16 protein-coding genes are annotated in these 16,469 nt (G+C 70.5%); 6 read left to right on the forward strand and 10 right to left on the reverse strand.

The features are described from left to right. Window positions 1–19: 19 nt before the first annotated feature. Window positions 20–466: a DoxX family protein gene (locus JQN84_RS00325; protein WP_204956413.1), complete on the reverse strand. Its 447-nt coding sequence runs from the start codon at window positions 464–466 to the stop codon at window positions 20–22. A gap of 85 nt (window positions 467–551) precedes the next feature. Between JQN84_RS00325 and JQN84_RS00330 the strand changes: the two genes are divergently transcribed. Further along, a complete protein-coding gene (locus JQN84_RS00330) occupies window positions 552–1,121 on the forward strand; it encodes a TetR/AcrR family transcriptional regulator (RefSeq protein WP_204956414.1) in 570 nt (189 codons plus the stop codon). Window positions 1,122–1,528: 407 nt separating this feature from the next. Here JQN84_RS00330 and JQN84_RS00335 read toward each other — a convergent pair whose 3' ends face one another. Both JQN84_RS00335 and JQN84_RS00340 read right to left on the reverse strand, forming a co-directional pair. After that, window positions 1,529–2,968, reverse strand: coding sequence for a GuaB1 family IMP dehydrogenase-related protein (locus JQN84_RS00335; protein ID WP_204956415.1), 1,440 nt, complete (start codon window positions 2,966–2,968; stop codon window positions 1,529–1,531). Window positions 2,969–3,127: 159 nt separating this feature from the next. Next, entirely contained in the window at window positions 3,128–4,879 is a 1,752-nt protein-coding gene (locus JQN84_RS00340; RefSeq protein WP_204956416.1) for an acetyl/propionyl/methylcrotonyl-CoA carboxylase subunit alpha, read from the reverse strand. A gap of 145 nt (window positions 4,880–5,024) precedes the next feature. On the opposite strand from JQN84_RS00340, the gene JQN84_RS00345 reads away from it, so the two are divergent. From JQN84_RS00345 to JQN84_RS00355, 3 genes are all read left to right on the forward strand, one after another. Further along, entirely contained in the window at window positions 5,025–5,645 is a 621-nt protein-coding gene (locus JQN84_RS00345; RefSeq protein WP_204957250.1) for a PadR family transcriptional regulator, read from the forward strand. A 116-nt stretch (window positions 5,646–5,761) separates the two neighbouring features. Next, entirely contained in the window at window positions 5,762–6,721 is a 960-nt protein-coding gene (locus tag JQN84_RS00350) for an ATP-binding cassette domain-containing protein (protein ID WP_204956417.1), read from the forward strand. 17 nt (window positions 6,722–6,738) lie between these two features. Continuing rightward, window positions 6,739–7,494: an ABC transporter permease gene (locus JQN84_RS00355; RefSeq protein WP_204956418.1), complete on the forward strand. Its 756-nt coding sequence runs from the start codon at window positions 6,739–6,741 to the stop codon at window positions 7,492–7,494. A gap of 171 nt (window positions 7,495–7,665) precedes the next feature. Here the strand turns inward: JQN84_RS00355 and JQN84_RS00360 are convergent, their stop codons facing one another. The 5 genes from JQN84_RS00360 to JQN84_RS00380 form a co-directional block, all read right to left on the reverse strand. After that, window positions 7,666–8,319 (reverse strand): O-methyltransferase, encoded by a 654-nt coding sequence (locus JQN84_RS00360; protein ID WP_204956419.1) that lies wholly within the window; start codon window positions 8,317–8,319, stop codon window positions 7,666–7,668. 9 nt (window positions 8,320–8,328) lie between these two features. Beyond that, window positions 8,329–8,985, reverse strand: coding sequence for a Maf family protein (locus JQN84_RS00365; RefSeq protein WP_204956420.1), 657 nt, complete (start codon window positions 8,983–8,985; stop codon window positions 8,329–8,331). A gap of 10 nt (window positions 8,986–8,995) precedes the next feature. Then, window positions 8,996–10,165, reverse strand: coding sequence for a S8 family serine peptidase (locus tag JQN84_RS00370; RefSeq protein ID WP_204956421.1), 1,170 nt, complete (start codon window positions 10,163–10,165; stop codon window positions 8,996–8,998). A gap of 1,336 nt (window positions 10,166–11,501) precedes the next feature. Next, the gene (locus JQN84_RS00375) at window positions 11,502–11,972 is read right to left on the reverse strand and encodes a hypothetical protein (RefSeq protein ID WP_204956422.1); all 471 of its coding nucleotides are present in this window, start codon (window positions 11,970–11,972) and stop codon (window positions 11,502–11,504) included. A 113-nt stretch (window positions 11,973–12,085) separates the two neighbouring features. Then, entirely contained in the window at window positions 12,086–12,298 is a 213-nt protein-coding gene (locus JQN84_RS00380) for an acyl-CoA carboxylase subunit epsilon (protein ID WP_204956423.1), read from the reverse strand. A 91-nt stretch (window positions 12,299–12,389) separates the two neighbouring features. On the opposite strand from JQN84_RS00380, the gene JQN84_RS00385 reads away from it, so the two are divergent. Next, a complete protein-coding gene (locus JQN84_RS00385; protein ID WP_204956424.1) occupies window positions 12,390–14,549 on the forward strand; it encodes a serine/threonine-protein kinase in 2,160 nt (719 codons plus the stop codon). A gap of 92 nt (window positions 14,550–14,641) precedes the next feature. Continuing rightward, window positions 14,642–14,875, forward strand: a complete 234-nt coding sequence (locus JQN84_RS00390) for a hypothetical protein (protein WP_204956425.1) — start codon at window positions 14,642–14,644, stop codon at window positions 14,873–14,875. A 99-nt stretch (window positions 14,876–14,974) separates the two neighbouring features. On the opposite strand, the gene JQN84_RS00395 is transcribed toward JQN84_RS00390, so the two are convergent. Then, window positions 14,975–15,727: a GH25 family lysozyme gene (locus JQN84_RS00395; protein ID WP_204956426.1), complete on the reverse strand. Its 753-nt coding sequence runs from the start codon at window positions 15,725–15,727 to the stop codon at window positions 14,975–14,977. A 163-nt stretch (window positions 15,728–15,890) separates the two neighbouring features. Further along, window positions 15,891–16,442 carry a Uma2 family endonuclease gene (locus JQN84_RS00400; RefSeq protein ID WP_281900545.1) on the reverse strand — a complete coding sequence of 184 codons (552 nt, stop codon included), beginning with the start codon at window positions 16,440–16,442 and terminating at the stop codon, window positions 15,891–15,893. Window positions 16,443–16,469: the final 27 nt, after the last annotated feature.

Below are 16,469 nucleotides of genomic sequence, written 5' to 3' on the forward strand. Positions count from 1 at the left end.
TATGTTAGCCCCCAAATCGTCAGGGGCCAAACAGAATGGTCAACGCGGTGCCGACGTAGAGAATCTGCATCGCCGTGCGGATGCCGAGCGGGGTGACCGGGCGGCCCGCCAGGGTCAGGCGTCGCCGGGCCGCCGAGACGTTCGCGGGGAACATCGCCACCATCAGCAGCGCCAACCCGGCGGCGGCCGGACGGGCGGTGGCCGGGATCAGCAGCCCGACCGCGCCGGCCAGTTCCAGCACCCCGGTGACGGTGACCAGCGTGCCGGGTCGGGGTAGCCGGGGCGGAACCATGGCGATCAGATCCTCCCGACGGGGCGAGACGAAGTGGGCGAAACCGGTCATGATGAACAGTAGTGCCAGCCCGACACGGAGTGCGGGGTGCCAGCCGTCGAGCGCGTCCACGCCGGCCAGTCCGGCCAGGCGTGCGGCGACGGTGCCGACGAGCAGAGCGATGAACGGAACCATGGATGCCTCCTCGGTCGCAAATCTTTATGCTGACAAGATTGGATCGCCGATGGCCTTCTTGTCAATGCAAAGTTATTCTGGTGTCATGACCGTCACCCGGCCCTACCACCACGGCGACCTGCCCCGCGTCCTGCTCCAGGCGGCCGTTGCGGCGATCGAGGAAGCCGGGCCGGCGGCCCTGAGCCTGCGCGACCTCGCCCGCCGTACCGGCGTCTCCCACGCCGCACCGACCCACCACTTCGGCGACAAGGCGGGACTGCTCACCGCCCTCGCCGTCGAGGGGTTCGACCTGCTCGCCGCCGCCCTGACCGCAGCCGGCGACGACCTGCTCGACGTGGGCGTGGCGTACGTGGACTTCGCCGTCCGTCACCGCGCGCACTTCGAGGTGATGTTCCGACCCGACCTCTACCGGGCCGACGCCCCCGAGGTCCGGGCCGCCCGGGAACGGGCCGGCGCGGCGCTGCACACCGGCGTGGCGACCCTACCGCCCGACCGGGCCGAACCGGGCGAAGCGCGCACGGACGCGCTGGCCGCCTGGTCGATCGTGCACGGCTTCGCCACCCTCTGGCTCTCCGGCGCACTACCCCCCGACGTCGAGGCCGACCCCCGCGCCGCCGCCCGCACCGTCATCCGCCGCCTCTTCCCCCCACCCTGACCCTCCCCACCCCCGCCCGTCTCACCCCCGCCCCGCCCCCGGTCTCCGCCCCCGCCTCCGGTCCCCGTCTCGCCCCGTCCGCTCCCGCCCCGTCTTGCCCCGGTGATCAAGAGGTTTACGTCAACTCGGCGCGATAATCTGACGCAAATCCCTTGATCACCGGCGCCGGTGGGGTGATTGGTGCGGTGATCAAGAGGAAAGCGTCAGCTGGTGGGGGATGGATGACGTAAACCTCTTGATCACCGAGGCGGGGCGGGTTGCTGGGCGGTGATCAAGAGGAAAGCGTCAGCTGGTGGGGCGCGGGTGACGTAAACCTCTTGATCACCGGGGCAAGACGGGGCGGGACGGGAGCGGGCGGGACGGGACCGGGGCGGGGCGGGGCAAGGGCGGGGGTGTGGGAGGGGGAGTTACCAGCTGGTGGGGAGGGGCATGCCTTCGGTGTAGCCGGCGTGACTCTGGACGCCGACCAGGGCGCGCTCGTGGAACTCGTCCAGGGTGCGGGCGCCGGCGTAGGTGCAGGCGCTGCGTACCCCGGAGATGATCTCGTCGATCAGGTCCTCGACGCCGGGACGGGCCGGGTCCAGGTACATCCGCGCGGTGGAGATGCCCTCCTCGAAGATCGCCTTCCGGGCCCGGTCGAAGGCGCTGTCCTCGGCGGTCCGGGCGCTGACGGCCCGCGACGAGGCCATCCCGAAGCTCTCCTTGTAGCGCCGCCCGTCCGGCTCGGTGTAGAGGTCACCGGGCGACTCGTAGGTGCCGGCGAACCAGGAGCCCACCATCACGTTGGACGCCCCGGCGGCCAACGCCAGCGCCACGTCCCGGGGGTGGCGTACCCCGCCGTCGGCCCAGACGTGCCGGCCGAGGGCGCGGGCCGCCGCCGCGCAGTCCAGCACGGCGGAGAACTGCGGCCGGCCGACCCCGGTCATCATCCGGGTGGTGCACATCGCCCCCGGGCCCACCCCGACCTTGACGATGTCCGCGCCGGCCTCGACCAGGTCGCGTACCCCCTCGGCGGTGACCACGTTGCCGGCCGCCACGGGGACCGGCGGGTCGAGCTTGCGGACCGCCCGCAGCGCGGAGATCATCCGTTCCTGGTGCCCGTGCGCGGTGTCCACCACCAGGGTGTCGACCCCCGCCGCGAGCAGCGCCTCGGCCTTGCCGGTGACGTCGCCGTTGATGCCGACGGCCGCCGCGATGCGTAGCCGCCCCCGGTCGTCGACGGCCGGCTTGTAGAGGGTGGCCCGCAGCGCACCCTGCCGGGTGAGCACCCCGACCAGGCGGCCGTCGTCGTCGACCACCGGGGCCAGTCGCCGCCGTCCCGCGTTGAGCCGTTCGAATCCGGTACGCGGGTCGGCGTCGGCCGGCACGGTGTGCAGCTCCGTCGACATCACGTGCTGGAGCTGGGCGAACCGGTCCACCTCGTGGGTGTCCGCCTCGGTGACCACCCCCACCGGGCGGCCGGCCTCGTCGACCACCACCACCGCGCCGTGCGACTTCTTGGGCAGCAGGTGGATGGCGTCGCCGACGGTGTCGGTCGGGCCCAGCGTGATCGGGGTGTCGTGCACCAGGTGCCGCTGCTTGACCCACTCGACCACGGTGGCGACCACCTCGATCGGGATGTCCTGCGGGATGACCGCGATCGCGCCGCGTCGGGCGACCGTCTCGGCCATCCGGCGGCCGGCCACCGCCGTCATGTTCGCCACCACCAGCGGGATGGTGGTGCCGGTGCCGTCACCGGTGGACAGGTCGACGTCGAGGCGCGAACCCACCTCGGAGCGGGCCGGCGCCATGAAGACGTCGTTGTAGGTCAGGTCGTGCGCGGGCACCGCGCCATGAAGGAACCTCACCCGACCATCATTCCCGCTTCCGGCCCGTCCCGCCGCCGTCGGTGGCTCACACCACCCCACCGCTGCGGGAGCCGTCCGGCGGTGGGAGACCGGGGATCCGTCGGCCCCACCAGGGGGTACGGCGAAAGGACGGAACCGACGGCGGGGTCGTGAAGCGGCTCAGGAGATGGTGCAGATCGCCGCTCCGGCGGTGAGCACCGCACCGACCTCGGCGGCGAGCCCGGCGACCGTGCCCGCCTTGTGGGCGTGCAACGGCTGCTCCATCTTCATCGCCTCCAGGACGACCACCAGGTCCCCCTCGGCGACGGTGTCCCCGTCCGTGACGGCGATCTTGACGATGGTGCCCTGCATGGGGGAGGTGAGCGCGTCGCCGCTGACCGCCGTACCCGTGCCGGTGCCGCTGCCGCGACGGGCCGGCCGGCGGGCAGCGGGGGCGGCGGTGGTCGTACCCCCGGTGAGGCCGGCGGGGAGGGTGACCTCCAGCCGCTTGCCGCCCACCTCGACCACGACGGTCTCGCGTGCCGCCGCCGTCTCGGCGGGGGCGGCGGTCGGGGTGAACGCCGGGACGGTGTTGTCGAACTCGGTCTCGATCCACCGGGTGTGCACGGTGAACGGCTCGGCGGTGAACGCCGGGTCGCGGACGACGAGGCGGTGGAACGGCAGCGCGGTGGCCATCCCCTCGACGACCATCTCGTCGAGCACCCGGCGGGCCCGCTCGATCGCCTCGGCGCGGGTCTCGCCGGTGACGATCACCTTGGCCAGCAGCGAGTCGAAGTTGCCACCGATCACGTCGCCCGCGCTCACCCCGGTGTCGACCCGGACTCCGGGGCCGCTGGGCAGGCGCAGCGCGGTGATGGTGCCGGGGGCGGGCAGGAAGTTGCGGCCCGGGTCCTCGCCGTTGATCCGGAACTCGATGGCGTGCCCACGGGGGGTCGGGTCCGCGGTGAGCCGCAGCTTCTCGCCGTCGGCGATCCGGAACTGCTCGCGGACGAGGTCGACGCCGGCGGTCTCCTCGGTGACCGGGTGTTCCACCTGGAGCCGGGTGTTGACCTCCAGGAAGGAGATGGTGCCGTCCACGCCGACCAGGTATTCCACCGTGCCGGCGCCGTGGTAGCCGGCCTCCCGGCAGATCGCCTTGGCGCTGTCGTGGATCTGCCGGCGCTGCGCGTCGGTGAGGAACGGCGCGGGGGCCTCCTCGACCAGCTTCTGGTGCCGGCGTTGCAGGGAGCAGTCCCGGGTGCCGACCACGATGACGTTGCCGTGCCGGTCGGCCAGGACCTGCGCCTCGACGTGCCGGGGCTGGTCGAGGTAGCGCTCGACGAAGCACTCGCCACGCCCGAACGCGGCGACCGCCTCCCGGGTGGCCGACTCGAACAGGTGCGGGATCTCCTCCAGGGTGCGGGCCACCTTGAGGCCCCGCCCACCCCCGCCGAAGGCGGCCTTGATGGCGACCGGCAGGCCGTGGTCGACGGCGAAGGCGGTCACCTCGTCGGCGTCGGCGACCGGGTCGGCGGTGCCGGGGACCAGGGGTGCGCCGGCCCGCTGGGCGATGTGCCGGGCGGTGACCTTGTCGCCGAGGTCGCGGATCGCCTGCGGGGTCGGGCCGATCCAGGTCAGGCCCGCGTCCAGCACGGCCTGGGCGAAGTCGGCGTTCTCGGAGAGGAAGCCGTAACCCGGGTGTACGGCGTCCGCACCGGCCCGCCGGGCCACCTCGATCAGCTTGTCGGTGCGCAGGTAGCTGTCGGCGGCGGTGTCGCCGCCCAGGGCGTACGCCTCGTCGGCGAGGGTGGCGTGCAGGGCGTCCCGGTCGGAGTCGGCGTAGACGGCGACGCTGCCCAGACCGGCGTCGCGACAGGCCCGGATGACGCGGACGGCGATCTCGCCACGGTTCGCGATGAGTACCTTGCGCACCTGGTGCTCCTCCCGGGGTCGTTGCCTCGGGAGTGTATCGGCAGCCCGGAGGCCCCCTAACGATCATTCAGTGTGGGATGTCGCACTGTGGCCCGATGGGTTAGTCAAACTTGGCTATTACGCTTGTGCGGTGTCTGCGACTCGGATGATGATCCTGGGGCTGGTCCGGTGGATGCAGCCCGTGCACGGCTACGACGTGCGCCGCGAGCTGTTGAGCTGGGGTGCCGACAAGTGGGCGAACGTGCAGCCCGGCTCGATCTACCACGCGTTGCGCAAGCTGGCCGAGGAGGGGCTGTTGCGGACGGTCGCGACCGAGCAGGTCGGGGCCCGTCCGGCGCGTACCACGTACGAGGTGACGCCCAAGGGGGACGAGGAGTTCGAGACGTTGCTGCGGGCGCAGTGGTGGCAGCTGCACGAGGTGCCGGACCCGTTCGCGGCGGCCTTCTCGTTCCTGCCGGCGATGCCCCGCGAGGAGGCGGCGGCGGCGCTGCGCAACCGGGCGAACCTGCTGCGTGCCGGTGTCGAGTGGATGCGTGCCTCGTTGGACTCCGACTGGGCACGCAACAGCAGGCCGGTGCACGTGGCCTGGATGTTCGAGCTGTGGTTGGCCCGGGCCGAGGCGGAGATGGCGTGGTGCGGGCGGATCGCCGACCGGATCGACTCGGGGGTGTCGTACCTGCCTGCTGGGCTGGCGGGGGCGGACGTCTGGCCCGGCTGGACCGATGGTGGTTCGCCGTCCGACCGGAAAAGTAATAATCAAAGTTGACCATAGAAGTTATATCGCGTTAGCCTGCTCCCGACCCGATGGTGGGGAGTGCGCCGCACGGTGCCTCGGGGCAGAGAGCGGCCGGCACGACCCGGCCCGGACGACCAGGAGCAGAAATGATCGAGACCAGGGGGCTGCGGAAGTCGTTCCGCTCCCGGCAAGGTCGGGAGACGAAAACGGTCGACGCCGTCCGGGGGGTGAACCTTCAGGTCAAGGCGGGGGAGATCTTCGGCTTCCTCGGCCCCAACGGCGCCGGCAAGACCACCACCCTGCGAATGCTCGCCACGCTCATCGAGCCGGACGGCGGTGAGGCCACCATCGCGGGCGCCGACCTGCGCAAGGACCCGGCCGAGGTGCGCCGCCGGATCGGCTACGTCGCCCAGGGCGGCAGCACCTGGGACGAGAGCACCGCCCGCGAGGAACTCGTCCTGCACGCCCGGATGTACGGCATCGGCAAGGCCGAAGCACACCGCCGCGCCGTCCGCGCCCTGGAGGCCTTCCAGCTCACCGAGTACGCCGACCGCAAGTGCAAGACCTACTCGGGGGGTCAGCGGCGACGGGTGGAGATCGCCCTCGGCATCATCCACGAGCCGAAGATCGTCTTTCTGGACGAGCCGACCACCGGCCTCGACCCGCAGAGCCGCGCGCACATGTGGGACGAGATCCGCCGGCTGCGTACCGAGGGGATGACCGTCTTCATCACCACCCACTACCTCGACGAGGCCGACGCGCTCTGCGACCGGATCGCGATCATGGACCACGGCGAGGTGGTCGCCGAGGGTACCCCCGCCGAGCTGAAGCGGGAGATCTCCGGGGACGTGGTGTTCGTCGGCCTGGACCTGGCGAGCACCCCGCAGGCCGCCCAACTCCTCGACGGCGAGGAATACCTCAACAAGCTGGAGACCACCGACGAGGGTGGGCTGCGCCTCTACGTCGACGAGGGCGCCACCGCCATCCCGCAGATCCTGCGCCGGCTCGACCACGCCGGGCTGGCCATGAGCTCCATCGAGCTGCACCGCCCCAGCCTCGACGACGTCTTCCTCACCAAGACCGGCCGCTCGCTGCGCGAGTCCTGAGACACCGGAGACCACGGATGAAATTCGCCCGCGACACCTGGCTGATCTTCCAACGCCAACTGCAACTGCTGCTGCGCAACCCGGTCTGGGTCTTCGTCGGCGTCTTCCAGCCGGTGATGTACCTGCTGCTCTTCGCCCCGCTGCTCAAGCCGGCCCTGAACGCGCCCACCCAGGCCGCCGCCTACAAGATCTTCGTCCCCGGCCTGCTGGTGCTGCTGGCCATCTTCGGCGGGCTGTTCCAGGGCTTCGGCCTGATCGCCGAGCTGCGCGCCGGCGTCATCGAGCGGTCCCGGGTCACCCCGATCAGCCGGCTCGCCCTGCTGCTCGGCCGCTCCCTGCGCGACGTCGTCTCGCTGCTCACGCAGGCGGTCATCATCACCCTGCTGGCGCTCCTGTTCGATCTGCGGGTCTTCATCGGCGACCTGCTGCTGGCGTACCTGCTGCTGGCCCTGATCGCGCTGATGACCTCGGCCGTCTCGTACGGCGTCGCACTCAAGGTCAAGAGCGAGGACGCGCTCGCCCCGCTGATGAACACCGTGGCCCAGCCGGTGCTGCTACTCTCCGGCATCCTGCTACCGCTGACCTTCGCCCCCGGCTGGCTTCAGGGGGTCGCCGAGTGGAACCCGTTCTCCTGGGCGGTCGACGGCACCAGGGCGCTGTTCGCCGGTGACCTCGGCAACGACAAGGTCTGGCAGGGGCTGGCCATCATCGCGGTGCTCGCCGCCGCCGGCGTCTACTGGGCGGCCCGCCAGTTCGCCCGCAGCGTCCGCTGACGTGTCTCCGCCCCGGGCGGGGCCCGGTCACGCGCCCGTCGCGTCGGACCGGTGCCCCGTTCCGGGGAGGTGATCGACTTTATGTCGCCGACGTAGCGGTATCGGTGCGAGGTGGATACCGCAACATCGGCCCAGGGGAGTCGATCGTGCCGGGTTCCCCCGACCGGCCGGTCAACGCACCCGGGCGAGGGTGACGCCGTCGGCGAGGGGCAGCAGAACCGCGTCGACGCGTACGTCGGCAAGCACCTCGTCGTTGAAGGCGGCGATCGCCCGGTCGGCCTCGTCGCGCGGCGCGAGCACCCGGCCGGCGCGCAGCGTGTTGTCGACCGCGATCACCCCGCCGGCCCGCATCCTGGGCACCAGTTCCGCCCAGTACACCGGATAGCCGACCTTGTCGGCGTCGATGAAGGCGAAGTCCAGGTGACGCTCGTGCGGCAACTCCCGTAGCGTCTCGGCGGCCGGGCCGATCCGCAGCTCGATCTTCTCGGCCACCCCCGCCCGCTGCCAGTACGACCGCGCGATGCCGGTGAACTCCTCGGAGATGTCGAAGCAGGTCAACCGGCCGTCCTCGGGCAGCCCCCGGGCGATCGCCAACGACGACAGCCCGGTGAACGTGCCCACCTCGACGGCCTGCCGGACCCCCAGCAGCCGGGTCAGGAAGGTGAGGAACGCGGCCTGCTCCGGCGCCACCTGCATCTCGGCGTGTGCCGGCAGCACCGCCCGCGTCTCCTCCGCCAGGTCACGGATGATCTCGTCAGGTGGAGAACCATGGGCGACGATGTAGGCCTGTAGTTCCGGCGTCAGCGGCAACGGCTTCGTGGTCATGACCGGACGTTAGCCGAGCGGCCGGACCTCCTGGGCGCCCGGCGCGACCTTCGTCCACAGGTCCGTGACGCTCAGCCCCAGATCGTGCAGGAGCCGGCGGAGCAGCGGCAACGACAACCCGACCACCGTGCCCGGATCACCCTCGATCCCGGTCAGGAACGCCCCACCCAACCCGTCGATGGTGAACGCGCCGGCCACCGCCAACGGCTCGCCCGTGGCCACGTACGCCGCGATCTCCGCATCGGTGACGTCGGCGAAGTGCACGATCGTCGAGGCCACCGCCCCGACCCGTGATTCGTGCCCCACGTCGACCAGGTAGTGCCCGGTGTGCAGCACCCCGCTACGTCCGCGCATCCGCTCCCAACGGCGGGTAGCGTCGGCCGCGTCCGCCGGCTTGCCGAGGATCTCACCGTCGAACGCGAGCACCGAGTCACAGCCCAACACGAGCGTCCGCTCGTCCGGAGTGGAACGCAGCCGCCCGGCGACGGCCTGCGCCTTGCGCCGGGCCAACTCCAGACACAGGTCCTCGGCCCGTTCCGCGACCACCAGGGATTCGTCGACGCCGCTGACCAGCACGTCGGGTTCGATCCCGGCAGCCTGGAGCAACTTGCGGCGGGCGGGGCTCTGCGAGGCGAGCACGAGACGGAGCGGCACGGAGTTCGACACGGGCCCGACGCTACCGGCTGATTCTCGGCGGCGGGTCGTCGGCACGTCCACGTCGACGCCACACCAGGAACCCACCGCCGGCCGCCACGATCACCCCCAACGTGACCCACCCCCGCACGACCGCACCCCCGTCACCACCGTCGCCGGCCGGCTGGGCGGCGGCGCTCGTCGCACCGCTCGGCGGGGTCACCGTCGCACCCTCGAAACCCAGCGGCGGTACGTCGGCGGTAAGCGCGGCCACCAGATCGATGACGCCGTAGCCGTATTCGTCGTCCCGGCCGGGTGGACCCTTGTCGACAGCGGTCGCGGTGAGCCGGTGGACGACCTCGGCGGCGGGGAGGTAGGGGTACTTCGACCGGACCAACGCCGCCGCCCCAGCCACAATGGCGGTGGCATCGGACGTCCCGGTGCCCTTGCGGTATTTGCCGTTGATGCTGGTGCTGTAGATGTCCACCGCCGGTGCGACCAAATCCAACTCAGGTCCAGTCGCTGATACCTTTGCGTGCTTTCCGCTGCGATCGATTCCGCCAACTGCTAGCACTCCCTCTGCGGAGGCTGGATAGCTAACGCGGCTATCGCGAGGGGTGTTTCCAACCCCTGCAACTATTACGATGTCTGCGGCCCTGGCGGCGGAAATCGCGCGTTGCAGTTTTTCGGTAGGTGAGCTGACGGCCGATATGCTAATTATGTCGACGTCATTTCGCGTGGCGTAATCAATGCTGTTGGCTAGATCGTCTGGCTCGCCGAAGCCGTTTGCTGGAGTGTCAAAAATTGGCAGTATCTTGGCTTCCGGTGCTATGCCCAGCGCTCCGATTCCGCCCGCTCTCCCGTGGGCGGCGATCAGCCCTGCCATGCATGTGCCGTGGCCATTGCTGTCTTTCTTGCCATCCCCTCGGCCCCCCGGAATGATATCCAATCCTGGGAGAAGATTGTCGCGTAGATCGATGTGTGGATCGACTCCTGTGTCGGGAACCGCCACGACCACGCCTTTGCCGCGATTCAGCGCATGAGCATCTTGCGCTCGAAGATAGTTTAGGTGCCATTGGTCGCTGCGCACACGTTCTGAGCCATCGTGTGGGGCGTTCTCGACGAATATCGAAGGGGAAGCTAGGGAAACGCACGCCAGTGAGATGGTTGTGAGTCTAGAGAGGCGTCTCGACGCTCTTAGTGCTCGGTTCACCGGGGAAGGCCGATTGCGGGCCCAGGATCAATTGGCCCATCATCTTCGGGTGGGAGCATGATAGGAGCGACTCCACGGTCCATGTCCCACGGGTGGTCGGGATCCCACTGCCTCTTCTCCGTATTGTGGGGGTTCCTGATGCCACCCCCTAACCCTGATGCGGATCCCGCCCCAGGTGCACCGCCTATTGGTGAAAGGCCATTTATCGTTGGGGGTTGTGAAATGCGTCCGGTTCCAGGTCGAGATCCAGCGGCCCCAGACGGTGCAGTGCCGGCAGCTCCTCCGCCGATCACTCCCCCGATAGGATTGACCCTTCGAGTCGGGGTTTCTCCGGGTTGTCCGACTCCGTAGCCCGGCGCTCCGCCTATTGATCCGCTAGGTGCAGGGTGTATGGACCGTCCTTTCGGGGAAGTGTCAAAACCGCTGTTGTTCCAAAAGCTGGTCCGATTTGATGGGTTTAGTGCTCGCGTAATGGATGTTGGCGGGGGGATGGGCGGTGTCCTCATGCCGGCATTGGATGTCGATGGCGTGTTTGGTGTGGGAGTGATTGTGGATGGCGGCGAGCTTGACCCCGCCCCTCCGAGGATCGGTCCATCACCGATGATTGGTCCAACTGTTGGGGGCTTTGTCGTTTGTGGCGACCTAAGCTGCTTTGATTGCTGATTCGAATTCGGCGAAGTCGCAATCGGAAAGGGCATAATCGGCGGAACGGTTGGAGCCTGGCTGCCGTAAGGATCAGAGCCGGTTTGCTCGATGCGATGGCCTGGTCGTGTAACAGGGGGTTTTTGGAGCATGGTTTGGGCTTGTTGGAGTTCACCGCTGAGCCCGAACATCAACCCCCGTGCCTGCACGTTGAGCCGTTCCAGGTCCGCATCGGTCACCGGCGGGTCCACCACCCGGCTGCCCGCCGCCGCCCTGGGGTCGGCAAGCGTCGCCTCGTAACCACGCTTGCGCGCGAGTTTCTCGGCGTAGTCGTCGCGTATCCGCTTGAGTTCCGGCCTGGTGCTGTCGATGGCGCGGGCGACGGCGGCGAGGGCGTCGTGGTTGGCGGCGGCCGTGTCGTGGGTGCGCTGCACCTTGCTGATCAACTCGTCCAGTTCTCCGAGGTACGTCCTGGCGGCGGCGTTCGTCGCCGGTGGCCACGCCTCGGCGAGGCCGGCGCGGTACCGCCGGAGTTCCCGCAGGTGGTTCTGGGCGAGTTCGCAGACCTTGCGCCAGCCGGCGACGTGTTTCCAGTGCCCCGGCGTGTCCTGGTCCTGGAGGCACGCCCACATGCTGAGCACGTCCATCAGTTGCCAGTCGGTGAGGCCGGACGTCCGGCCGCTGCCCCGTTCGATCACGGCAGCACCACGGGGCCCGGGTTCTCCGGACTGTTGGGTTCGGGGGTCGTCCACGAGGGACGGTCGGTGGGCAGGGTGGAGGCGGCGATCCGCGGGTCGTGCAGGGCGCGTTCGACGTCGGCCACCCGGGCGTCGGCGAACGCGTCGGAACCCTGGTAGTCGGCGGCGATCCGGTGGGCGGCGGCGGCCAGCCGGCCGGTGTTGCCGGCGAGCCCGTGCACCAGATCGGAGGTGGCCTGCTGGGTCTCCCAGTGCGCCTGGAGGAAGTGCACCAGTTCGATGAAGGCGTCGCACGGGTTGGGCACGGCGGCGGTCATGTCGTCGGCGATGTAGCGCAGGTGCGGCGTGTAGTTCCGGTCGACCTCGTCCTGGAGGCGGTCGGCGAACTCCCGCATCTGCCGGATGTCGGCCTCGATGCCGCCATAGTCACCCACCCCGGAAGCTGGGCGGCCCTCCTCTGGGATCACTGGCCCTCCCGACTGTCACGACGCCGTCTCCCAGGGTGAGATTAGTGGCAAGGCGTCGATCTCGGCAGCCCCGAGCCGGGTAGCGGGGACGGACCGCGCGGTGGGGGAGAGCGTCAGCGGGGCAGGCCGGAGACGCGCCAGGCACCGCGACCGGGTGCGGGGGCTGCGCCGGCCGGCCGGGCGCGGTGCGCCCACGTGGATTTCGTCACCGGCGGGGGCGGACCCGCCGGCCGGGAACGGAGCGCGATCGCGCCCACCAGCGCGGCCAGTTCCTCGGCGGTCGGGACTCCCCGGACGACCCGGAACAGCGGCTCTTCGGCAGACATGACGCCAGGGTACGCGTCGACAAGTTGACCCACGTCGCACAGTGGCGTGCCGGCGGTGTACGCGTTGGTGGGGCCGGGTACCGTCTCACCGATGTCTGACGTGCCTTCCCAACTCGTCGCTGACCGGTACCGGCTGCTCTCGCCGCTCGGTCAGGGCGGCATGGGCCGGGTCTGGAAGGCCCGTGACGAGGTGCTGCACCGGGACGTCGCCATCAAGGAACTCGTCCCGCCGCCCAGCCTGACCGACGACGAGCGCCGCGAGATGCGGGAGCGGTCGTTGCGTGAGGCGCGGGCGATCGCGCGGCTCAACCACGTCAACGTGGTCCGCATCTTCGACGTGCTGCGCACCGACGGTGACCCGTGGATCGTCATGGAGTACGTGGCGTCGAAGTCGTTGCAGGACACCCTCGCCGAGGACGGCCCGGTGCCGCCGGCCCGCGCGGTGGAGATCGGGCTGGGCGTGCTGGGCGCGTTGAAGGCCGCCCACAAGGCCGGCGTCATGCACCGGGACGTCAAGCCGGGCAACGTGCTGCTCGGCACCGACGGCCGGGTGGTGCTGACCGATTTCGGACTGGCCACCATTCCCGGCGACCCGAACGTCACCCGCACCGGCATGGTGCTCGGTTCGCCCGCGTACATCGCGCCGGAGCGGGCCCGGGACGGCACCGCCGGGCCGGAGGCCGACCTCTGGTCGTTGGGGGCGACGCTCTACGCGGCGGTGGAGGGCAAGTCGCCGTACGCCAGGCCGTCGGCGATCGGCACCCTGGCCGCGCTGGCCACGGAGCCGCTGCCGCCGGCCCGCAACGCCGGCCCGTTGAAGCCGGTGCTGACCGGCCTGCTCCGCAAGGACCCGACCGAGCGGATCACCGCCGAGGTGGCCGAGCGTATGCTGCGCCGCGCCGCCGGCAAGCGGGCCAGGGGCATCTCCCTGCTCGACGGGGTACGCCGACCGGGGCCGAACGGTCCACGTGAGCCGCGTACCCCGGTGGTGCCGGCGCCCCGCCCGGCGCAGGGCGGGACCGGCGCGAAGACCTCGTCGTCCCTGGCCGCCGCAGCGGGAGCCGCCACCGGCACCGCAGCCGCGAAGGCAGCAGCCGCGAAGGCGGCGGCGGACAGCGCCGCGAACGACAGCGACGCCACTCGGGTCACGGCGGGCGGTGCCACCACGACTGGTGGCGCGGCGGAGCCGACGGTCGTCACCGGGGCGTCGACCGTGGGTGCGGACGCCACCGCGGTGGTGCCGGCCGGGGTGGACGCCGGGCCCACCACGAAGGTCACCCCGCCGGCCGGTGCCGACGCCGCGCCGCCCGGCCCGGCGGATTCGGCCGACGCTCCGGCGACCGGCGCAGAGGCCGGGTCGGCCGCCGAGGACGCCGGGTCGACCGGCGAGGCTGTCGCACCGGCCGACGCGGACGCCGCGCCGACCAGCATGATCGACCCACCGGTCCGTGCCGGCCGGGAAGACCCGCCCCCGCCGGCCAACCCCACCGCCGTGCTCGACGCGCCGGTCAGCCCGCCCGCCGGGGCCGCCGGGGTCGCCCCCGTCCCGGTGTACGACGGGACGCCGCCGGACCACAAGCGCCGTAACCTGCTGATCGGCGCGCTGGTCGCGGTGCTGCTGGTGGGCTTGGCGCTGGCCGTCCCGCTGCTCACCCGCTCGGACGACCCGGAGAACGGCACCCCGCAGGGCGCCGACCCGACGAGTGCCGCCGCCTCCTCTGCCGCCCCGACGTCGGCTCCGGCGGCTCCGCCCCCGACCAGCGCCGCGCCCAGCCCGACGCCGTCGGCCAGCCCCTCCACCGACCCGAACGCGCTGCCGGAGGGTTGGGAGATGTACCAGGGGCCGACGTTCAGCGTGCCGGTGCCGAAGGGCTGGCGACGCAGCGTCCGTTCCGATGCGGTCGTCATCACCGAGCCGAACGGGGTGCGGGAGCTGTTCATCCAGTGGACGTCCAGCCCGCTCAAGGACGCGGTCGCCGACTGGAAGAGCAAGGAACCGGACCGGAGGAATTTCGTCAGCAACTACCAGTACATCGACATCAAGGCGTGTGGCGGCTACCGCACCTGCGCGGACTGGGACTGGCTGGAGACCCGGGACAACACCCGCATCCACGTCCGCAACCGGGGCTTCGTCACCGCCACCAACCGGGGGTACGCGATCCGGTGGGAGGTGGCGGCGAAGGACTGGAACGCCAACCTGGACAACTTCGCCCTGATCACCAGCCGGTTCGTGCCGGACCGGAGGAACTGATCCCCGGGGATTCCCGCTGGGGGTGAAATCGTTTCGCATGACTTTCCGTCGTACGGGGTATCTGACCCGGGACGACGGAAGGAGGTAGCGAGATGAGTTACCGACGCAGGGACGCCCGGCCGAGACTGGCACTGTGGATGCTCGTCGCCCTCGGCGATGTCGTCCTGCTGCTGCTCAGCGCCGGCGTGGCCGCGCTGGTCGTGTCGATCGCCGTCGTGACGGTCGCCGCCGCCGTCCTCGCCGCCTGGCGGCTGAGCCGACGGTCCGCGACGGCTACCGCCACGGATGCCGTGACCATGCCGTTGACCAGCCGGAAGAGCGCCTGAGCCGACGGGTCCACGGCCCGGCGACGGCGGCAGCCGGACCAGCCATCGACCGTACGGTGATGACCGGTCCCGCTGCCGCCGAGCCGGTGGCGGGGGCGGTCAGGTGTTGTTCGCGAGCGCGACCAGCCGGGCCCGGGTGCCGTTCCAGTAGTTGCGGTCGACGTTGCCGCTGATCCCGGAGACGCTGCCGGTGCTGGTGTACTGCCAGAAGCTCCAGACCGAGGCGCCGGCGGGCAGGGTGCCCACCGAGCTCGCCCAGCGGGCCACCCAGAGCGGGTGGTTGGCCCACGGGCCCGTCCAGCTGCCGGTGCACTGGTTCCACCAGCTCGTGGTGGTGTAGATGACCGCGTACCGGCCGGTGCGGGAGCGGTAGGTGTTGAGGAAGTCCTGGATCCAGTTGCGCATCCCGGTGGTGGTCAGCCCATAGCAGGTGCCACCGCTGTAGGGGTTGGCCTCGACGTCGAGCGCGGCCGGCAGGGTGCGGCTGTCCGCCGACCAGGCCCCGCCGTTGCTGGCGAGGTAGTTGGCCTGGGTTGCGCCGGAGGAGATGTTCGGCCGGGCGAAGTGGTACGCGCCCCGGATCACCCCGGCGTTGTAGGCGTTGACGTAGTTGGTGTTGAAGTTGGGGTCCTTGTAGCTCGTACCCTCGGTGGCCTTGATGAAGGCGAACTCGATTCCGGCGTTGCGGGCGCTGGTCCAGTTGATGGAGCCCTGGTAGTGGGAGACGTCGACGCCGGCGGTGGTGGCGGCGGCCGCGGGTCCGGCCGTGGCGACGAGGGCCGTGGCCGCGGTGGCGGCCACGGTGAGACCGGCGGCGAACAGCCGGCGCAACGAGAATCTGGTACGGGTCATGGATTCCTCCAGGGACGCCAATCGATTGACGCCAATCTTTGGAGATTCCTGCCCTTGATCGCAAGGGGGCCTAAGGAAACTTTCATCGACAAGGGTCGGGTCGACGTCTGGTGATCCGAACCGGTCAGGGCAGGCCAGCGGCGGTATCAGGTAGCCGATCGGCTCAGCGCAGCGCGGCCGGGTCGAGCTGCCAACGGAACGGCTCAGCCAGGGTCAGCGTCTCGCCAGCCTTCGCGACCTGGTCCTCCACGTAGTGCGTGCCGTCGAGCCGGTGGAGCCGCAACGAGTGGGCGTCACCGTCCTGCTCGACCAGTAGGTACCACGGGATGCCGGCGATCGCGTAGAGCTGCATCTTGACCAGACGGTCGGCGGCGGCGTTGCCCGGGGAGACGATCTCGCAGACCAGCGCGACCTCACCAGCCTCGACCACCGTGCCCTCGTCGTCGGTGTCGGCGACCACCACGTCGGGAATGACGATCCGGTCCACCCCGAGCCGCACGTTCACCGCCTCGAACACCAGCAGACCGAGAGGCCGGGCGGCTGGCCGAAGACTGTCGACAAGGCTCCACGACACCAACTGGTGCCGCTTGCTCGGAGCAGGGCTCACGATCAGGCTCCCGTCGAGCAGTTCGATCCGGTTGGGGGTGTCGCCCATGGCGAGGTAGTCGGCCTCGGTCCAGAGGCCGACGTGGTGTTCCAGGGGAGCCGCGCTCACCGGCCCTCACCTCCCGCTCCGCTCGCC

The sequence above is a fragment of the Micromonospora humidisoli genome (genome assembly GCF_016900955.1).
GTDB classification, from domain to species: domain Bacteria; phylum Actinomycetota; class Actinomycetes; order Mycobacteriales; family Micromonosporaceae; genus Micromonospora; species Micromonospora wenchangensis.

Excerpts from the sequence above, each read along its gene's own strand:
- JQN84_RS00355 (WP_204956418.1), top strand. The coding sequence starts at position 6,739 with ATGAAATTCGCCCGCGACACCTGGCTGATCTTCCAACGCCAACTGCAA.
- JQN84_RS00360 (WP_204956419.1), bottom strand. The coding sequence starts at position 8,319 with ATGACCACGAAGCCGTTGCCGCTGACGCCGGAACTACAGGCCTACATC.
- JQN84_RS00325 (WP_204956413.1), bottom strand. The coding sequence starts at position 466 with ATGGTTCCGTTCATCGCTCTGCTCGTCGGCACCGTCGCCGCACGCCTG.
- JQN84_RS00380 (WP_204956423.1), bottom strand. The coding sequence starts at position 12,298 with ATGTCTGCCGAAGAGCCGCTGTTCCGGGTCGTCCGGGGAGTCCCGACC.
- JQN84_RS00330 (WP_204956414.1), top strand. The coding sequence starts at position 552 with ATGACCGTCACCCGGCCCTACCACCACGGCGACCTGCCCCGCGTCCTG.
- JQN84_RS00385 (WP_204956424.1), top strand. The coding sequence starts at position 12,390 with ATGTCTGACGTGCCTTCCCAACTCGTCGCTGACCGGTACCGGCTGCTC.
- JQN84_RS00395 (WP_204956426.1), bottom strand. The coding sequence starts at position 15,727 with ATGACCCGTACCAGATTCTCGTTGCGCCGGCTGTTCGCCGCCGGTCTC.
- JQN84_RS00390 (WP_204956425.1), top strand. The coding sequence starts at position 14,642 with ATGAGTTACCGACGCAGGGACGCCCGGCCGAGACTGGCACTGTGGATG.
- JQN84_RS00345 (WP_204957250.1), top strand. The coding sequence starts at position 5,025 with ATGATGATCCTGGGGCTGGTCCGGTGGATGCAGCCCGTGCACGGCTAC.
- JQN84_RS00350 (WP_204956417.1), top strand. The coding sequence starts at position 5,762 with ATGATCGAGACCAGGGGGCTGCGGAAGTCGTTCCGCTCCCGGCAAGGT.